This window comes from Bordetella tumbae, assembly GCF_965139195.1.
GTDB classification, from domain to species: Bacteria; Pseudomonadota; Gammaproteobacteria; order Burkholderiales; family Burkholderiaceae_B; genus Bordetella_A; species Bordetella_A tumbae.
Window position 1 is genome coordinate 44,449 of sequence record NZ_CBCSJH010000035.1, and the last position, 17,712, is coordinate 62,160.

General features: G+C 59.7%; 12 protein-coding genes. 2 read left to right on the plus strand and 10 right to left on the minus strand.

Translation table 11 applies throughout. The features are described from left to right. Nucleotides 1-76: 76 nt before the first annotated feature. Complete coding sequence (locus ACNA0J_RS24475) at nt 77-4,036, minus strand: DUF3683 domain-containing protein (protein ID WP_415821502.1); 3,960 nt, start codon at nt 4,034-4,036, stop codon at nt 77-79. Between the two features lie 189 nt (nt 4,037-4,225). After that, on the minus strand, nt 4,226-4,771 hold the full coding sequence (locus tag ACNA0J_RS24480) for a YqaA family protein (RefSeq protein WP_415821503.1): 546 nt from the start codon (nt 4,769-4,771) through the stop codon (nt 4,226-4,228). Nucleotides 4,772-4,895: 124 nt separating this feature from the next. Here ACNA0J_RS24480 and ilvA point away from each other — a divergent pair, with 124 nt between their 5' ends. After that, nucleotides 4,896-6,404, plus strand: a complete 1,509-nt coding sequence (ilvA, locus tag ACNA0J_RS24485) for a threonine ammonia-lyase, biosynthetic (protein WP_415821504.1) — start codon at nt 4,896-4,898, stop codon at nt 6,402-6,404. 262 nt (nt 6,405-6,666) lie between these two features. Here ilvA and ACNA0J_RS24490 read toward each other — a convergent pair whose 3' ends face one another. Beyond that, nucleotides 6,667-7,785, minus strand: a complete 1,119-nt coding sequence (locus tag ACNA0J_RS24490) for a porin (RefSeq protein WP_415821505.1) — start codon at nt 7,783-7,785, stop codon at nt 6,667-6,669. A gap of 713 nt (nt 7,786-8,498) precedes the next feature. Between ACNA0J_RS24490 and ACNA0J_RS24495 the strand changes: the two genes are divergently transcribed. Then, nucleotides 8,499-9,416 (plus strand): LysR family transcriptional regulator, encoded by a 918-nt coding sequence (locus ACNA0J_RS24495; RefSeq protein ID WP_415821506.1) that lies wholly within the window; start codon nt 8,499-8,501, stop codon nt 9,414-9,416. Between the two features lie 10 nt (nt 9,417-9,426). Here ACNA0J_RS24495 and ACNA0J_RS24500 read toward each other — a convergent pair whose 3' ends face one another. The 7 genes from ACNA0J_RS24500 to ACNA0J_RS24530 all read right to left on the minus strand — a co-directional run bounded on the left by ACNA0J_RS24500 (nt 9,427) and on the right by ACNA0J_RS24530 (nt 17,272). Next, the gene (locus tag ACNA0J_RS24500; protein ID WP_415821507.1) at nt 9,427-9,975 is read right to left on the minus strand and encodes an adenine phosphoribosyltransferase; all 549 of its coding nucleotides are present in this window, start codon (nt 9,973-9,975) and stop codon (nt 9,427-9,429) included. Between the two features lie 54 nt (nt 9,976-10,029). After that, the gene (gene cydC, locus ACNA0J_RS24505; RefSeq protein WP_415821508.1) at nt 10,030-11,715 is read right to left on the minus strand and encodes a thiol reductant ABC exporter subunit CydC; all 1,686 of its coding nucleotides are present in this window, start codon (nt 11,713-11,715) and stop codon (nt 10,030-10,032) included. Next, nucleotides 11,712-13,613, minus strand: a complete 1,902-nt coding sequence (cydD, locus tag ACNA0J_RS24510; protein ID WP_415821509.1) for a thiol reductant ABC exporter subunit CydD — start codon at nt 13,611-13,613, stop codon at nt 11,712-11,714. Before cydD ends, cydC begins: the two co-directional genes overlap by 4 nt. Beyond that, nucleotides 13,610-13,744 carry a cytochrome bd-I oxidase subunit CydX gene (gene cydX / locus ACNA0J_RS24515; protein WP_415821510.1) on the minus strand — a complete coding sequence of 45 codons (135 nt, stop codon included), beginning with the start codon at nt 13,742-13,744 and terminating at the stop codon, nt 13,610-13,612. The genes cydD and cydX overlap by 4 nt, the downstream gene beginning before the upstream one ends. Before the next feature lie 28 nt (nt 13,745-13,772). Then, nucleotides 13,773-14,927, minus strand: a complete 1,155-nt coding sequence (gene cydB / locus ACNA0J_RS24520; protein WP_415821511.1) for a cytochrome d ubiquinol oxidase subunit II — start codon at nt 14,925-14,927, stop codon at nt 13,773-13,775. 15 nt (nt 14,928-14,942) lie between these two features. Then, nucleotides 14,943-16,520, minus strand: coding sequence for a cytochrome ubiquinol oxidase subunit I (locus ACNA0J_RS24525; RefSeq protein WP_415821512.1), 1,578 nt, complete (start codon nt 16,518-16,520; stop codon nt 14,943-14,945). Between the two features lie 206 nt (nt 16,521-16,726). Next, nucleotides 16,727-17,272, minus strand: a complete 546-nt coding sequence (locus ACNA0J_RS24530) for a GbsR/MarR family transcriptional regulator (protein ID WP_415821514.1) — start codon at nt 17,270-17,272, stop codon at nt 16,727-16,729. Nucleotides 17,273-17,712 lie beyond the last annotated feature (440 nt).

The following is a 17,712-nucleotide window of genomic DNA, read 5'->3' on the forward strand; positions in this document are numbered from 1 at the left end:
TTTGTGAAGCCCGGCCGGGCCGATTGCCTCGGCTCGACGACCAACAGAACTCCTACCGCCTCCGAAGCACCACACCCTACACGAGCACCCGTTCAATCCCCCCCGAGTTAGCCCGCCTAACATACTCCTCCATCCACTGCTCACCCAAAATATTCCGCGCCATCTCAACAACGATGTAATCCGCATCCATAGCCGTATCGCCCTCATAGCGCGACAAGCCTTGCAGACACGACGGACAAGATGTCAGTACTTTGATATCCCCGGTATATCCATCCTGACGCAAGGTATTCTGGTTTTTAAGCAGTTCCTCTTGCTTGCGGAAACGCACCTGAGTAGACACATCAGGACGCGTCACAGCCAAGGTCCCCGACTCGCCACAGCAACGATCCGTCTTGATCGCCCCATCGCCCACGAGCGAACGCACGGTCTTCATCGGATCCTGCAGCTTCATCGGCGTGTGGCAAGGATCGTGGTACATGTAGCGAGTACCGGTAATGCCATCGAGCTTGATGCCCTTTTCCAGCAGATATTCGTGAATATCGATCAGACGGCAGCCCGGAAAGATCTTTTCGAATTCATAGCCTGCCAGCTGGTCATAACACGTCCCGCAGCTCACCACGACCGTCTTGATGTCCAGGTAGTTCAACGTATTCGCGACCCGATGGAACAGCACCCGGTTATCCGTGATGATCTGCTCGGCCTTGTCGTTCATACCGTTGCCACGCTGCGGATAGCCGCAGCATAGGTAGCCTGGCGGCAAGACAGTCTGCACGCCTGCGTGCCAGAGCATGGCTTGCGTGGCCAGACCTACCTGCGAAAACAAACGCTCCGACCCGCAACCCGGGAAATAGAACACCGCCTCGGTATCCGCCGACGTGGTCTTGGGATCACGAATGATGGGCACGTAATTGGCGTCTTCGATGTCGAGCAGCTTGCGTGCGCTTTGCTTGGGCAATCCGCCCGGCATTTTCTTGTTGACGAAATGCACGATCTGTTCACGCAGCGGCGGCTTGCCTACCGTAGCGGGCGGATGCGCGGTCTGCTTGCGCGCAAACGACGACAACACATCATTGGCCAGGCGCTGCGCCTTGTATCCTACGCCCACCATGGCCTTGCGCGTCGCATTAATCGTGGCCGGGTCTTTCGCATTCAAGAAGAACATAGCTGCCGCCGTGCCCGGATTAAAAGACTTGCGCCCCATCCGTCGCAGCAGCGCACGCATGTTCATCGACACGTCGCCAAAATCGATATCCACCGGACAGGGGTTGTAGCACTTGTGGCATACCGTGCAGTGATCGGCGACATCCTCGAACTCTTCCCAGTGTTTGAGGCTGACGCCGCGACGAGTCTGCTCCTCGTAGAGGAACGCTTCGACCAGCAGCGACGTGGCCAGGATCTTGTTGCGAGGCGAATACAGCAGATTGGCCCGCGGCACATGCGTGGCGCAGACGGGCTTGCATTTGCCGCAGCGCAGGCAGTCTTTGACCGATGCGGAAATCGCACCGATATCGCTCTGCTGCATGATCAGCGACTCATGCCCCATCAAACTGAAACTGGGCGTCCAGGCATGGCGCAAATCTGCACCTGGCATCAGTTTGCCGGCGTTGAAATGCCCGCGCGGGTCGACACGGCGCTTGTATTCCTGGAATGGCGCCAACTCGGCCTCGGTCAGGAACTCATACTTGGTCAGCCCAATGCCGTGCTCACCCGAAATCACGCCATCCAGGTCCCTCGCGATCTGCATGATGCGATCCACTGCCTGGTGGGCCTCGGTCAGCATCTCATAGTCGTCGGAGTTGACCGGGATGTTGGTGTGCACGTTGCCATCGCCCGCATGCATATGCAGCGCAACGAACACTCGACCCTTTAGCACGCGAGCGTGTATGGCCTTGAGTTCGTCCACAATGTGCGTACCCGTAGCACCCGAAAAAACGTTCTGCAGCGGCGCCAGGACCTCGGTTTTCCAGGACACGCGTATCGTGCGATCCTGCACCACATCAAAGAGGCGCGCATCGGGCTGCGCGGCGACACGATCGGACAGCGCACCCTGCAAGGGCGTCATGCCCACACTGGCCAGATCCGGCAACGCCTGGCGCAGCGGCAAGTCGAGATTATCCAGCAGCCATTGCCAACGTCCACGCACCTCGGCCAACACTTCCATTGCATGGCTGGTGCGCTCGGCCAACGTATGCGTACGCGTGAGCTCATCATCCTCGTCCTCGGCCTTGCCCACCGGCAAGGGCTCGGACAGATAAGCATCCAACGCATTCAGCAGCTTGAGCTTGTTGCGCGTCGACAGTTCGATGTTGATGCGCTCGATGTGATCCGTATATTCGCCCATGCGCGACAACGGAATCACCACGTCTTCGTTGATCTTGAACGCATTGGTATGACGGGCAATCGCCGCCGTACGTGAACGGTCGAGCCAGAATTTCTTGCGCGCCTCGGCACTGACGGCGACAAAGCCCTCGCCGTGGCGCGTATTGGCCAGACGCACGACCTCACTGGCAGCAACCGCCACCGCGTCCTCATCGTCACCGACGATGTCGCCAATCAACACCATTTTCGGCAGCGTGCCGCGTTTGCTCTTGGTCGCGTAGCCCACCGCGCGTAGATAGCGCTCGTCCAGGTGCTCCAGACCCGCCAGGATGGCGCCGCGTGCACGACCCTCGCCGTCCAAGTAATCCTTGACCTCGACGATCGACGGAATCGCATCCCGGGCCTGTCCGAAAAACTCCATACAGACCGTGCGCGTATGACGCGGCATGCGATGCAGCACCCACCGCGCCGACGTGATCAGGCCATCGCAACCCTCTTTTTGCACGCCCGGCAGACCCGCCAAGAATTTATCGGTAACGTCTTTGCCCAGGCCTTCTTTGCGGAACACCCGGCCCGCGATTTCGAGTAATTCTGTCTTGAGCAGCTTTTCGCCAGGCTGGCCGCTGCCGTCGAACCATTTCAGCTCGAACCGCGCCGTCTCGACATCGTGGATTTTGCCCAGGTTGTGATCCAGGCGCGTGACTTCCAGCCAATTGCCGTTGGGATCGACCATGCGCCACCAGGCCAGATTGTCCAGGGCAGTGCCCCAGAGCACGGCCTTTTTGCCGCCGGCGTTCATGGCGATGTTGCCGCCCACGCAGGAGGCCTCAGCCGAGGTGGGATCTACCGCGAACACGAATCCCGCCTGCTCCGCAGCCTCGGCCACGCGCTTGGTCACAACCCCTGCCCCGGCAAACACCACGGCCGCGGGCTCGGTCAGGCCGGGCAAGATACAGGACTCGACCGCACCCAGCGTGTCGAATTTCTCGGTATTGATGACCGCCGATTTCCAGGTCAATGGAATCGCCCCACCGGTATAACCGGTGCCACCGCCGCGAGGGATGATGGTCAGGCCCAGCTCAATACAGGCGCGCACCAGGGCAGCGATCTCGGACTCGTTGTCCGGGGTCAATACGACAAAGGGATATTCGACACGCCAGTCGGTCGCGTCGGTCACGTGAGACACCCGCGACAGGCCATCGAACTTGATATTGTCTTTGGCCGTGATGCGGCCCAGCACCTTCTGGGCTTGCTTGCGCAGGTGCTGGGTTTGGTCGAACTCGCTCTCGAACGCTGCGATGGCCGAGCGCGCGCGAGCCAACAGCTCGACGACTTTGCTATCGCGCTGCGGATCGTGGCCAGCCTCGGTGGGCGAGTCCGGCTCGCGACGCTTGTCGATTTCGCTCAGACGATGATGCAGCGCGTCGATCAACAGCTTGCGCCGCTTTGGATTGTCGAGCAGGTCGTCCTGCAAATAGGGATTGCGGCGTACCACCCAGATATCGCCCAACACCTCGTACAGCATCCGTGCGGACCGGCCTGTGCGGCGTTCGCCACGTAGATCGCAGAGCCATTGCCAGGCGTCTTCGCCTAACAGACGGCCAACGATCTCGCGATCGGAGAACGACGTATAGTTGTACGGAATTTCGCGCAAACGCGCAGTAGCTGCGGGCGGAATCGCCTCGGAGAGGATTTGGCTGGCGAGGGGGGCGTTCATGAAAAGACGGGGAGTAGGCCCTTAAAGAATCATTTTATGACATTGCGCAGAAATTGCCCTGCGGCGTGCTGACGCGTCCAGAAAAACCGCAGTTCCCAACCCCTGGGCGAAACGGCGTAATGCGAGAAAAACGCATATACCCCAACGAGTTAAGACAGGCTTGAATATGTAGCTGACCACCTGACAGCACTACACCGGCTGCGGGAAAAACCATAACAGGCCTGCGGTCATCACCGTGTAGCGAGCCAATTTCCCAATGGCCATGTACAGCACGCAGGGCCAGAATGCCAGACGCAGCCACCCGGCCACCGCACATAAGGGGTCGCCGACAGCGGGCAACCAGGATAACAGCAGGGCGGGCGGTCCCATACGATGCAACCATTGCTGGGCGTACTGATGCCAGCGGCTGCGCATATTCTTGTCCATGACCGGCTCGCCAGCCTCCGGCGACGTGTGGGGATGCTTCTCGCGCCAGCGTTCCAAGGCCCGGTGCGCGCCCAGCCCCATGGCGTAGCTGATCGCGCCGCCGACGGTGTTACCCACTGTCGCCACCAAGACCGCCGGCCAAAACATATCGGGGGCCAGCTTCACAAACCCGAAAACGGCCGGCTCCGATCCCAAAGGCAACAGCGTCGCCGAGATCAGGCTGATCAAAAAGATGGCGGGCAAACCGATTTTTGGCAGTGCCAAGACCGCTAATAACCAATGCACCGCACTCAGTAGACTTTGTTCCATGACGCCACGGAATCCTTCAACCGGTACCGGATGGGCGGCAGTGTAGCCCGGACGGCAAAGTCGCGCCGGACGCTGTGGTAATCTGGCCCACGCCTTATTTCTCTCACCCGGCCTTTACGCCATCATGTCTGACGATTATCTAAAACGCATCCTGACCTCCAAGGTCTACGACGTCGCTGTCGAATCCCCCCTCGAAACCGCCACTCAGTTGTCCCAGCGAATTTCGAACACGATTCTGCTCAAGCGTGAAGATACTCAGGCAGTGTTCAGCTTCAAGCTGCGCGGGGCGTACAACAAGATGGCCAACCTGAGCCCGGCGGCCCGCAATCGCGGCGTGATCGCGGCGTCCGCGGGCAATCATGCGCAGGGCGTCGCCCTGTCGGCCCGCCGGCTCGGATGCCGTGCAGTCATCGTCATGCCGACCACCAGCCCGCAGGTCAAGATCGACGCTGTGCGCAGCCTGGGGGGCGAAGTCGTCCTGGCGGGCGAAAGCTTTTCTGATGCTTACGCCCACGCGCTGACGCTGGAAAAGAAGGAAAAACTCACCTTCGTGCACCCCTTTGACGACCCGGATGTCATCGCCGGCCAAGGCACGGTGGGCATGGAGATCTTGCGCCAGCACCCCGGCCCCATCGATGCGATTTTTGTCGCGATCGGCGGTGGCGGGCTGGTGTCGGGCATCGCCGCCTATATCAAACAGTTGCGGCCCGAGATCAAAATCATTGGCGTCCAGACCGAGGATTCGGACGCCATGCTGCGCAGCGTGCGCGCCGGGCGGCGCGTGCAGCTCAATGACGTCGGCCTGTTTTCCGATGGCACGGCAGTCAAGATGGTGGGAGCAGAGACGTTCCGCCTGACGCGCAAATACGTAGACGATTTCGTGGTGGTCGATACCGACGCGATCTGCGCAGCCATCAAAGATGTGTTTACGGATACTCGCAGCGTGCTCGAGCCCGCTGGCGCCATGGCCGTCGCGGGTGCCAAACAGTACGCGGCCGAGCACAAGCTCAAGGGCAAAACCCTCGTCGCCGTCGCGTGCGGCGCCAATATGAACTTCGACCGCCTGCGCTTTGTCGCCGAGCGTGCCGAGGTCGGCGAAATGCGCGAGGCCGTCTTTGCCGTGACCATGCCCGAACAACGCGGCAGTTTCCGCAGGTTCTGTGAGCTGGTGGGTAACCGCAGCGTCACCGAGTTCAACTACCGCATATCCGACGCCCAGCGCGCCCATGTCTTTGTCGGCGTTCAAATCAATTCGCCTGCCGAGCCCGACAAAATCGCGGCAAACTTCCGCCGCCATGGTTTTGATACCCTGGACCTGACCCATGATGAAATGGCCAAGACGCACTTGCGCCACATGGTGGGCGGGCACTCTGCCCTGGCCAGCAACGAGCTGCTGTATCGCTTTGAATTCCCGGAACGTCCGGGCGCGCTGATGCGCTTTTTGAATGCGATGAATCCAGACTGGAACATCAGCCTGTTCCATTACCGCAATCAGGGCGCCGACTACGGCCGCATCCTGATAGGCATCCAGGTCCCGCCCTCGGACAAAAAACAGTTCAAGACCTTTGTATCGGAGCTCGGCTACCCCCATTGGAACGAAACGGACAATCCCGCCTATAGGCTGTTCCTGTAACCGCCCCGACATCGTTTTCGCGAGAACGGCCCAGGGCAATGCCCTGGGCCGTTTTGCTGTAGCGTTGGCATTACGCTGGCGCCTCGACTGGCCAGCGGCCGCCGNCACAATGCCACGCTCCAAAAAAGTGGGGGNCCCCGAAGAGGCCCCCTATCTAGGTACTACACACGCCCGGCGCAAACCTTCGCGGGGTCAGTTGTCACTCGATGGATAACGGAGAAGACCATACATTCGTCAACCCGCGCCGGGACGTGTGAGGTACTTAGAAGCGGTGACGCAAGCCGACTGCCACAGCGGTGCTGCGCTGGTCTTCTTGGAATGCCCAGTTGTCGCCGTACGAACCCATTGCGTACAGGTTGGTACGCTTGCTCAGATCATAGGTGTAACCGAGGCTGAACGTGTTGCTCGTGGCGTCGTCGCCAGCCAGACGGCTGTTGTTGACGTCAGCGCGCTGCCAGGAGGCCCAGATGTTGCTGGCGCCACCGATCGGAGCACTGATGCCCAGCAGGTAGGAGTTAACGCGCGAGCCGTCAGCGATTTTCCAGCTGCCGAGGCCCGTGCCGTCTACGTCGCTCAAGCCATCAATGCTCGTGCCGACGAACCAGCCGCCGAACGTTTGACCGAAAGCAGCCGAGACCTTGACCACTTCGAAGTCATAAGCAGCGCCGAGGATGTACGACTGGACCTTATCGGTGTCGTATTGACCCTTGACACGGCCGCTGTCCGGACGGAAGTTGTCATACGACAAAGCCACATCCAAGGGGCCGTTCTGGTAGCGAGCACCAACGGTCAACACACGGTTGTTTTCGTTGGTACGGAAACCGCCGCCGGTGTCAGCATTGTCGTCAGCGTTGAACGAATAGCCAACGCCGAACTTGAAGCCCGAGAACGACGGGGTTTGGTACAACACCATGTTGTCCAGACGAACGGTGTTAGCCGAGCTGAACGATGTACCCATGGTGGCTTGGTCGTAGCTGATGCCCGAGGGATCGATACCAGCGAAGTACTTGGAAGCCAAGTTGGTTTGACGGCCGAAGTCCAGTTGACCCCAGCTGTCGCTTTGCAGACCGACAGTGGCTTGACGGCCAAACAGACGGCCGCCTTGCGACGAATTACCGTTGTTGGGCGAGAAACCGCCTTCCAGAGTGAAGACCGCCTTCAGGCCATCGCCCAGGTCTTCCGAACCGCGCAGACCGAAACGCGAACCACTGTTCACGCCGTCCACAGCGCCGATACGGCTGGCTTTGTCGCCATTCGCGCCCTTGACTTGGTTGTAACCGATACCTGCGTCAATCAGGCCGTACAGCGTAACCGAGGTTTCGGCTTGAGCCACGCCTGCGAAGCCGGCGGCCAGCGCAACGGCCAGTAGCGTTTTTTTCATCATGATTTCCTAAAGCGATGTGACAGGAAAGGGCATGCGTGACCCGCTTTATGCCAGCGGCAACGTCGGACGACGCATGTACGTTTAGAAGTATCTTTCCTTGAGCAATAGGGATTAACCACAAATTTGGAGAGCTGTTTTCCATAAATGCGGGTAAACCATGACTTGCGACGCAACAATCGACGGAATCCCCAGGCAGGACGGGGATTTTGTGTCAGCTCCCCATCCTCAATTCATCACGGTGCCTGTGAGCATTTGCTAATAAGCAACGTTGCATTTGAACAACATTCGCCACAGGTGGCTCATTATGGACGGCGCCAGACTGCACGCCGCGGCTACCCAGCTCAGCCCCGCGTCGACTTGGCCGAGTGTGACACGAACTCGGCACACGCCCTATTACTAATGAGTGATGGTTAATGAAAGCCTGCCGTCTCATCCACGCCATCATCTTTCATCACCGCTATGCCGCATCCAGCGGGCACCTGCCCCCCTCACACTATTGAACACCGGACCCGTCCTAATTACAGGTCCACCAGGAACGTTTGTCCACCATCAGCGTCCTATCAAGGGCGCTTCGCCTGCATATCACGGCTTCCCCCGCGTTGCGACGAGCGTTATTCCAGCAAACGGAACAGTTTTTTCCATTTTTGCTGCATACATTATTGGTAGTGTTGGGATATTGTCTATATCCAGCACGCAACATACAGAATCACATGGATATCCAGCTAAACGACATCGCGTTGTTTGTCGAAGTCGCCAAGCGCAAAAATTTCAGCCATGCCGCCGAGGCGCTCAACATACCCGCATCGACGCTGTCGAGGCGCGTCAGCGATCTCGAGCACAATATCGGCATGAAGCTGCTCAATCGCAGCACCCGGCGCATCGATCTAACCGAAGCCGGCCTCATGTACTTTGAACGCTGCCGGCCCATTATCGAAGAGGTCCGCGTCGCTCATGATCAATTGCTGGACATGGCTGCGCAGCCCAAAGGACGTCTGCGGGTTTCGATGCCTTCGAGCCTGGCACAGCTATTCTTGCCCGCGGTGATCCAGGGCTTTCGTGCCCAGTACCCGGATATCGAGTGCGATTTTGATCTGAACATGCAGCCGATCGATCCGATCAGCAACCCCTTTGATCTCGTGCTGCGTTTTGGCCGGCAACCCGACTCCAATCTGGTCGCACGCCAGATCGTGCTGCTGGAGCACCGTTTGTATGCCTCGCCGCAGTATCTGGCTTTGCACGGCACGCCGCGCTCGCCCGCCGATCTGGGGCATCACGAATGCCTTCGTCCAGCAATGAGCGAAGCCTATTCTTATTGGGTGCTGCATTCGGGCGACAAGGTCGAACGTGTCGCCGTGTCCGGACGCCTCGCCGCCAATAACGTCAGCATGCTGTCGCGTCTGGCGGGTCAGGGGCTGGGGATTGCCCCGCTGCTATATTTCGACACCATCGGCCAGCCGATTCAAAACAAAGGGCTCGTGCCGGTATTGCCCGACTGGGCCTTGACCCCGATTCCGCTATTCGCCCTCTTGCCCTCGCGTACCATCCCCGCCAAAACGCGAGCATTCCTGGACTTTATCCAGCCGCGCCTGACCGATCCGGGCTCGTGGGCGATCCCGGACGCCGCTTGAGGCAGCGGCGTCACTCGGCGCTATCGTAACTACATACCGTAAACAAGGGCGTGCCCGTCGTGGCGATCTTCCCCGAGCCGCCCAGCTCCGGCAAATCGATAATCGCGGCAGCCTCGACGACGTTCGCGCCGAGACGCTGCAGTAACTTGACCGCGGCCAGCATCGTGCCGCCCGTAGCGATCAGGTCATCCACCAGCAGCACTCTCTGGCCGGTACGAACCGCATCCGTATGGATTTCCACCGACGAATTGCCGTATTCGAGCGAATATTCCTCGGCCACGGTGCGATACGGCAGCTTGCCGCTCTTGCGCACAGGCACAAAGCCCAGGTTCAGCTCATAGGCCAGCACACTGCCAATAATGAAGCCGCGCGCGTCGACGCCCGCAACCAAATCCAGGCGCTGCCGCATATAGCGATAGACAAACAGATCGATCAAGACACGGAAAGTGCGCGGGTCCTGTAACAACGGCGTAATGTCGCGGAACACCACGCCCGGGCGAGGCCAGTCCGGGATGCTTCGGATAGTGCGTCGAATGAGCTCGACGGTGTCAGTCTGCATGGGCCTACCCCGGGGGAAATTGAAGCAAGGCGAACTATAACCGCGCCGATGCGGTTAAGCCAGAACAGAAACGTTCAGACAACCATCACGCAAAATCAGACGTCGGTCAACCGCGCCCTGCGGCAGTGCGGCATGCGTCACCAGCACCACCGTACGTCCCGCGGTGGCGTGAGCCAGATCGTTAAAGAATGCCGCCTGGGCGGCTTCGTCCAGGCCCGCCGTCGGCTCGTCCAAGGCGAGGACAGGACAAGACGTCAACAACGCCCGAGCCAGACACAGCCGCCGCGCCTGCCCCACCGATAAACTCGCGCCCGTTTCCCCCACCCAGGTGTCCAAGCCGTCGGGCAGACTGCGCACGAAATTCCCCAGCCGAGCGGCATCCAAGGCTGCCCATAGCATGGGATCGTCTGCCTGCGAATCACCAATCAATAAATTGGTCCGCAGTGTGCCCAGAAAAACAGGCGCATCCTGGGCAAGCCAGGCGATGCGGCGATGCACGTCAGCCAACGAGGCGTTGCGCAGATCGATCCCTCCGAAACGAACACAACCGGATAAGGGGTCCTCCAGTCGCAGCAATAGTTGCAACAGCGTGGATTTACCCGAGCCGCTCGGCCCGGTAATCGCCACACGTTCACCAGGCTCGATGCGCAGACTGACGGCATTCAACACCAACGGTCCCAACGTGCCAACGGCCGCGGAATAGGCAAAGGACACCTGGTCAAACTCGATCGCGCCCCGCTGGGGCAATGGCATAGGCCGGCCTGGATCAGCTTGGTCCGGCGCTTGTTCGACCACCGCCTGAATACGCTGTGCCGCCGCTACCGCTCCACCCAGCCGCGCAGCCCCTCGCATCAACGGCCCAGCCACTTCAAAAATGCCAATCACCGCCAACAGCAATCCTGCCAATAACGGTCCGCTCAGACGCTGCCGGCTGAGCTCGTCCAGGCCAAACCACAAGATCGCCAATACACAAAGCCCTGCCAAAACCTGCAAGGCCCATGCTCCATTGGCGGCAATACGCACCTGCGCCTTGCGCGCGCGCGTCATATCCGCACACTGCGACATGAAGCCGGTCCGTACTTGATCGACAGCCGACAGCGCCACGACATCAGCGTGGCTTTCCACAGTCTCTAACGCCATTGCACGCAACGCCGCCTGACTTTCCTGGATCGCTAAACCTGGCAAGCGTGCAGCACGGGCCTGCCACACAGGCAGCGCCACACATGCCATCAACATCGCGCCGGCCAATACCCACCCGGCCGCCGGCACCCAGACGCCCACCACCACCGCCAACACAGCGGCAGCGATCGCAGAGGTGAGCATCGGTGTCAGCACATGCAAGAACACCGTATCCAGCGCGTCCACGTCTCCTGTCAGGCGAGTCACCAGATCGCCATCGCGATAGCGTCCCAGCTGACGCGGCGTCAAACGCACCAGCGCCTCGAACACGCGGCTGCGCAAATCCGTCAATAAACGCAGCGTGGCAGCATGCCCGACCAATCGCTCTGCGTAACGCGCCGCGATACGCACGAACGACAGCAAGCGCACCAACGCAGACGGGACAAAAAGATTAAAAACAGAGCCTGCGCCGGCCAAGGCCGCAGCGCTGAGAAACCAACCGGACACCCCGAGCAAACCGACACCGGCTGCAATGGTGAGCAACGCCAGAAACAGCGTTCCCAGCAGCGCTCCCAAACGACGGCGATATAAGGGCGGCAGCAAACGCAGCAATGCTGTCATGCCGGCTCCAATTTGCCGTTGACCAGCCGGATCGTGCGCGGCAAACGCTGCGCCACGGCGCAAGCATGCGTTGCCAGCAACAATGTTCGTCCGCGTGCAAATGCCAGGATCTCGTCCAGGACCTGAGACTGCGTTGCCTCATCGAGAGAGGCCGTGGGCTCGTCCAGCAAGATCAGCCCGGGATCTCGCAGAAACAAGCGCGCCAGCGCCACGCGCTGCGCCTGCCCGCCCGACAAGCCGCGGCCGCGAGGCCCCAGCATCGTATCCAACCCCTCACGCAACGGCTCGGCGAACGTCATGACGCAGGCGCGCCGGGCGGCCTCAAGAACTTGTTCGTCGGTTGCCTGCGGCCGCCCCAAACGGATGTTGTCTGCAATACTGGCCGCAAACAAAAAGGGCCGCTGACCGATCAAGGCCACACGCTCACGCAGTACGATTTCATCCCACTCGGCCAGCGGCACGTCATCCAGCATGATGTGCTCTGCACAGGGACGCAACCGAGCGAGGACCTCCAGCAAGGTCGTCTTGCCGCTGCCGCTCGGCCCCATCAGAGCGATATGCTCGCCCGCAGACAAGGCCATGGACGCATCGTCCAACACTGGCGAAGTACGCCCCAGTGCTTGAATACTCAAGCCGCGTACCGACACCGCAATACCCGCAGCACATGTGTCGGCCGAAGCACCCGCGACATGAGTGGCGGCCAATAGCGCCACTGCCCGGGCATCGGCGGAAACGGTCACGCCAGAGCCGCCACTCAGCGAACGCGTGGCGCCGTCCTCATCGGAGGCAACGGCAGCATGCACCTCGGCCGGCTCGACGGCGGCAACCTCCGAATCGCCGAACGGCGCCGACGTGTCTGGCAAGCCCTCGAACGATGCGGCAATCTGCGCAGCCGCGGCTCGCGCCGCCGCACGATCATGATAGTGCGCCGCAAATTGACGCAAGGGCGCATAAGTCTCCGGCGCCATCAACAAACAGAAGAAACCGACTTGCAGCGTCAGCGGCGTCGCCCGCACATCGAGAAACCCGAGGTACGACAAACCAAAATACACCGCCATCCCGGCGACGCCCAACGCCGCAAAAAACTCCAGCACCGCCGACGACAGAAAAGCAATGCGCAATACCGATAACGTGCGCTTGCGCACGGCCTCGCTGGCCATGGCGACCGACGAAGCCTCGGCTTGCGCACGACCGTAGAGTTTCAGGGTGGACAGGCCGCGCAGACGATCGGCGAAAAATCCGGATAGCCTGGCAAACGCACGCACATGCCGCCGGCTCGCTGCCTCGGCGCCCCATCCCACCAGAGCCATGAACAACGGAATCAATGGCGCCGTCACGAGCAACAACAACCCCGCAATCCAATCGAACGGCAACAGCACCACCGCAAATGCCAGCGGCAATATCGCCGCCGATACCGCTGCAGGCAGATACCGCGAGAAAAACCCATCCAGCGCCTCGACTTGATCGACGATAGCGCTAGCCAATTCCCCCGACACCCGTGTCCGCGACCACATGGGGCCGCGGCCCACCAGGCGATCGAACAAGGCCAGGCGAATGCGTTGCTTAATGCTTTCGGCTGCGTGGGCTCCCGCCCGTTCACTGGCCCAGGCCAGGCCCGCTCGGCCCAACATCAGGACAACGATCACCGCGATCTCACCCAGCAATGCACTGCGAGGCGCCTGGCTGACAATCGCCGCATCCAGTACCCGGGCCAACAGCCAAGCCTGCACCAAGAGCAACGCCCCACCCAACAGAGGCGCCCCCACGGCCACGATGAGCGGCAGCCGCGGCACACGCGCCTGCGCACTCAACCAACGCGAGTGCTCACGCGCGAGCTTGTCTGTCTCAGGCCCCGAACCGGATGCCGTCTCAACAGCATCAAACTGCGTGCTGGTCACGTGCGCTCAGATGCCTTGGCCAATCTGGCAGGATCGTGTTCCTCGCCTTCACGCAGTTCAAACCACATGGCGTTCAAAATGCCAAACGCACAGGCTAAGCTCAAGCCCAGAATCCACGAGAAATACCACATACTTTTACGCTCCAGACAATGGGATGGACTAATAAGAATTAGGCGTACCCGAGATCGATTCGGTCGTGACCTTGCCACGCATGACGCGATAGACCCACGCGGTGTAGATCGTGATGATGGGCAGAAAGAACGCCACGGCCAACAGCATGATCCACAAGGTCAGATGACTCGACGACGCATCCCATATCGTCAGCCCGAAACGCGGCGCGGTCGACGACGGCATCAAGAACGGGAACAGCGCGAGTCCCACCGTCAGAATGACGCCGGCTACCGCTAATGCCGACACAATAAAGGTCAGCCAATTCACCCGCACGCTCAACAGCAGCGCTACGATCAATGCGCCCCCCACACCCAATGCCGGTGCGATCCAGGCGAGGGGCCATTTTTCAAAGTTGGCCATCCACGCGCCGGCCTGAACCGACACCTCTTTGAGCGCAGGATCCGATGCTGCCAGCGTATTCGTCGCACTGACGACGACATGTCCGTCCAGGCCACTCGCGACCCAGAAGCCGCCCGCCGCAAACAACGCCGCGGTCAGCACCGCTGCAATACGGCCTGCCTGGCGCGCACGCGCTGCCACGGCACCCTCAGTACGCCACGCCAACACAACAGCACCGTGCATGATCAACATGACCACGCTCAACACCCCAGCCAACAATGCAAACGGACTGAACAGCTGATAAAAATGCCCGTGATATTCCGGTCGCAGCGTATTGCTGTCAAAACCAAACGGGACACCCACAATCAGGTTACCCATGGCCACCCCAAACACCAGAGCGGCCACGACTCCCGACGCACAAAGCACGAGGTCCCAGGTATTGCGCCAGCGCGTGCCTTCCATCTTGCTGCGATACTTAAAACCTACCGGCCGCACAATCAATGCGATCAGCACCAGCATCATCGCCAGATAAAAGCCCGAAAACGACGCTGCGTACAACAGCGGCCACGCCGCGAATACGCCAGCACCCGCGGTAATCAACCAGACTTGGTTGCCCTCCCAGACAGGCCCCACCACATTGATCACCACGCGGCGTTCGGCATCAGTGCGAGCCACCACCGGCAACAACGCCGCAATACCCAGGTCAAAGCCGTCCATCACGGCAAAAGCAATCAGCAAGAGGCCCAACAGCCCCCACCACACCACGCGCAATGTCGCGTAGTCGAAAGGAATCAGCGTTTCCATGTGCGATCTCCGTGCTTAGTAGGCATCAACGGCAGCCGCCACGGGGTCGGCCTTGGTGGGGTGCGAGGCGGGCACCTCGGTCTTAGGTCCTGCTTTAATCGCGTGCAACATGACTTTCACGCCCACGATCAACAGCACGGTGTACAGCACCAGGAATATGCCCAAGCTGATCGCCAGATCGGTAAACGTCAGCCCGGAGGCGGCATAGTAGGTGGGCAGGACACCTTCGATCACCCAGGGTTGACGGCCATACTCGGCGACAAACCAGCCGGCTTCGATCGCCACCCACGGCAGCGGCAAGCTCCACAGTGCGATTTTCAGCAATGCCGGGCGGCTATCCAGACGTCCGCGTGATGCCAACCAGAATGCAACCGCAAAAAAGGCGATCAGATACATCCCCACCGCAACCATGATGCGGAAAGCCCAGAACAGCGGCGCCACATTCGGAATGGTGTCCAGCGCTGCCTGTTTGATATCGGCGTCGGTGACCTTGCTCAGGTCAGACTGATAACGCTTGACCAACAAGGCGTATCCCAAATCAGGCCATCCTTTGTCCAACACCATACGTGCTTCGGAATCGCCGGGATTTTTCCGGATACGCTCCATCGCCTCGTATGCCACGATGCCCTCACGAATGCGGAATTCGGCCCGGCGAACCAGATCGTCAATACCAAGCAACGGCGTGGTCAGCGAACGAGTACCGATGATGCCCATCACATAGGGAATCTCGATAGCGAAATCGTTTTTGCGCTCGGCCTGATTGGGGATCGCAAACAGATTGAAACTGGCCGGCGCCGGCTCGGTATGCCACATCGCCTCTATCGCTGCGATCTTCATTTTCTGATGCTCGGTGGTCAGATAACCGCTTTCGTCTCCCAGCACCACCACGGACAACGATGCGGCCAGACCAAAGCTGGCAGCCACGGCCATGGAACGCTTGGCCAGATCCACGTGACGGCGGCGCAACAGATACCAGGCGCTGATCGACATGACGAACATCGCCCCTGCGACATACCCTGCGCTCACGGTATGAACGAATTTGGCTTGAGCGACCGGATTGAAAATGACCGCGGCAAAATCGGTCATTTCCATCCGCATGGTGTCGGGGTTGAACACCGCGCCGACCGGGTTCTGCATCCACCCATTGGCAATCAGAATCCACAGTGCCGAGAAATTAGTACCAAACGCCACCAGCCAGGTCACGACCAAATGGCCGACCTTGGACAGACGATTCCAGCCAAAGAAAAACAGACCGACAAACGTGGCCTCGAGGAAGAAAGCCATCAGGCCTTCAAGTGCTAACGGCGCTCCGAACACATCGCCTACGTAATGGCTGTAATAGGACCAGTTCATGCCGAACTGGAACTCCATCACGACGCCCGTCGCCACACCCAAAGCAAAGTTGATGCCGAACAACGTGCCCCAGAACATCGTCATGCGGCGCCAGATATCCCGGCCCGTCATGACGTACACGCTTTCCATGATGGCCAGGATGAACGACAGCCCTAGCGTCAGCGGCACAAAGATGAAGTGGTACATCGCAGTCGCGGCGAATTGAAACCGCGACAGGTTCACAACGTCTAGATCAACCATGGATTGCTCTCCCCGGACAGACGACGAACCGCGACGGCATGCGCAGACCACAGCCGACGCAATGAATGTTGCATACGATACTCTCAACGGCGCGCATGAACCCAGCGGGTGTGCCGCGGGAATCAAGGAAATCGGAGGCAACCCCACGCTTTCTTGATAAGAACCTACAAAGCAGCTTCATAACTTTCTCTATTTACGCCACGACGTCAATCCCGGCCCCGCAGCTTGCCGGCAAAATCCAATGCTTTCTGTACCTTTTTCCCTAACTGCATCAGACGTTGCAGCGTTTCGGGAGGCAGGCCATGCACCTCGTCGAACCACCCCGTCGTCAGCTCGATGAGTTCGAGCATTTCCTGCATGCGTTGCTGGGCATAGACCTCTGACTCGCCTTTCGGCGGTTCAAGCAAGGTATCGCGCAGCAAGGTCAACGTCGGATCGATTTCGCGCTTGCGCTTTTCTTCCATCAGGATGCGAAAGATCTCCCAGACGTCTTTAGGAGTTTCAAAATAGTCGCGCCGGTCACCGACTCGATGGACCAGCTTCACGAGCCGCCAGGACTGCAGCTCCTTGAGCCCCATGCTGACATTCGAGCGCGAAAAACTCAGCGCCTCGGCGATGTCGTCTGCATGTAAGGGCTGCGGAGACAGGAACAGCAGGGCGTACATCTGGCCGACGGTGCGATTTACGCCCCAGCGGCTGCCCATTTCTCCGAAATGCAGCACGAATCGTTCTGTTTGAGGGCTAAGCGGCATAATTTTGTTACTTTAACTTCAGAAATTTCTGAAATTATCGAACAAATAGAATATGAAGACAACTGGCCCCTGCGCGACCATGCGCACACGTCGACCCGTTGCCGTCAAGAAACATGAAAATACAATCGTGGCATCATACGGCCGCAACATGCATCAGTCGTGACGATTCCGCCCGTAAATCGTCATGCCATGACAAAAATCAATCTTGCGGCATTTTTGTTGCCGGGCCGCCCCAAGGCAAAAGCGCCCCCCCCTTTTGGGCAATGCCAGTCAGTTAAGCCCTGAGTGGCATTTTTTATGGCTGCTGGTGTTTGTGGGCGTTTGCTGGTCGTGATTGTCTCTCTGAAGGCGTCCCTGTCGCGTGCCTGGGCGTGGCGCCGGGCCTATCGCACGGACTCGGCCCATGACCAGGGGCCTCGGTCCGCTGCGCGGACTAAATC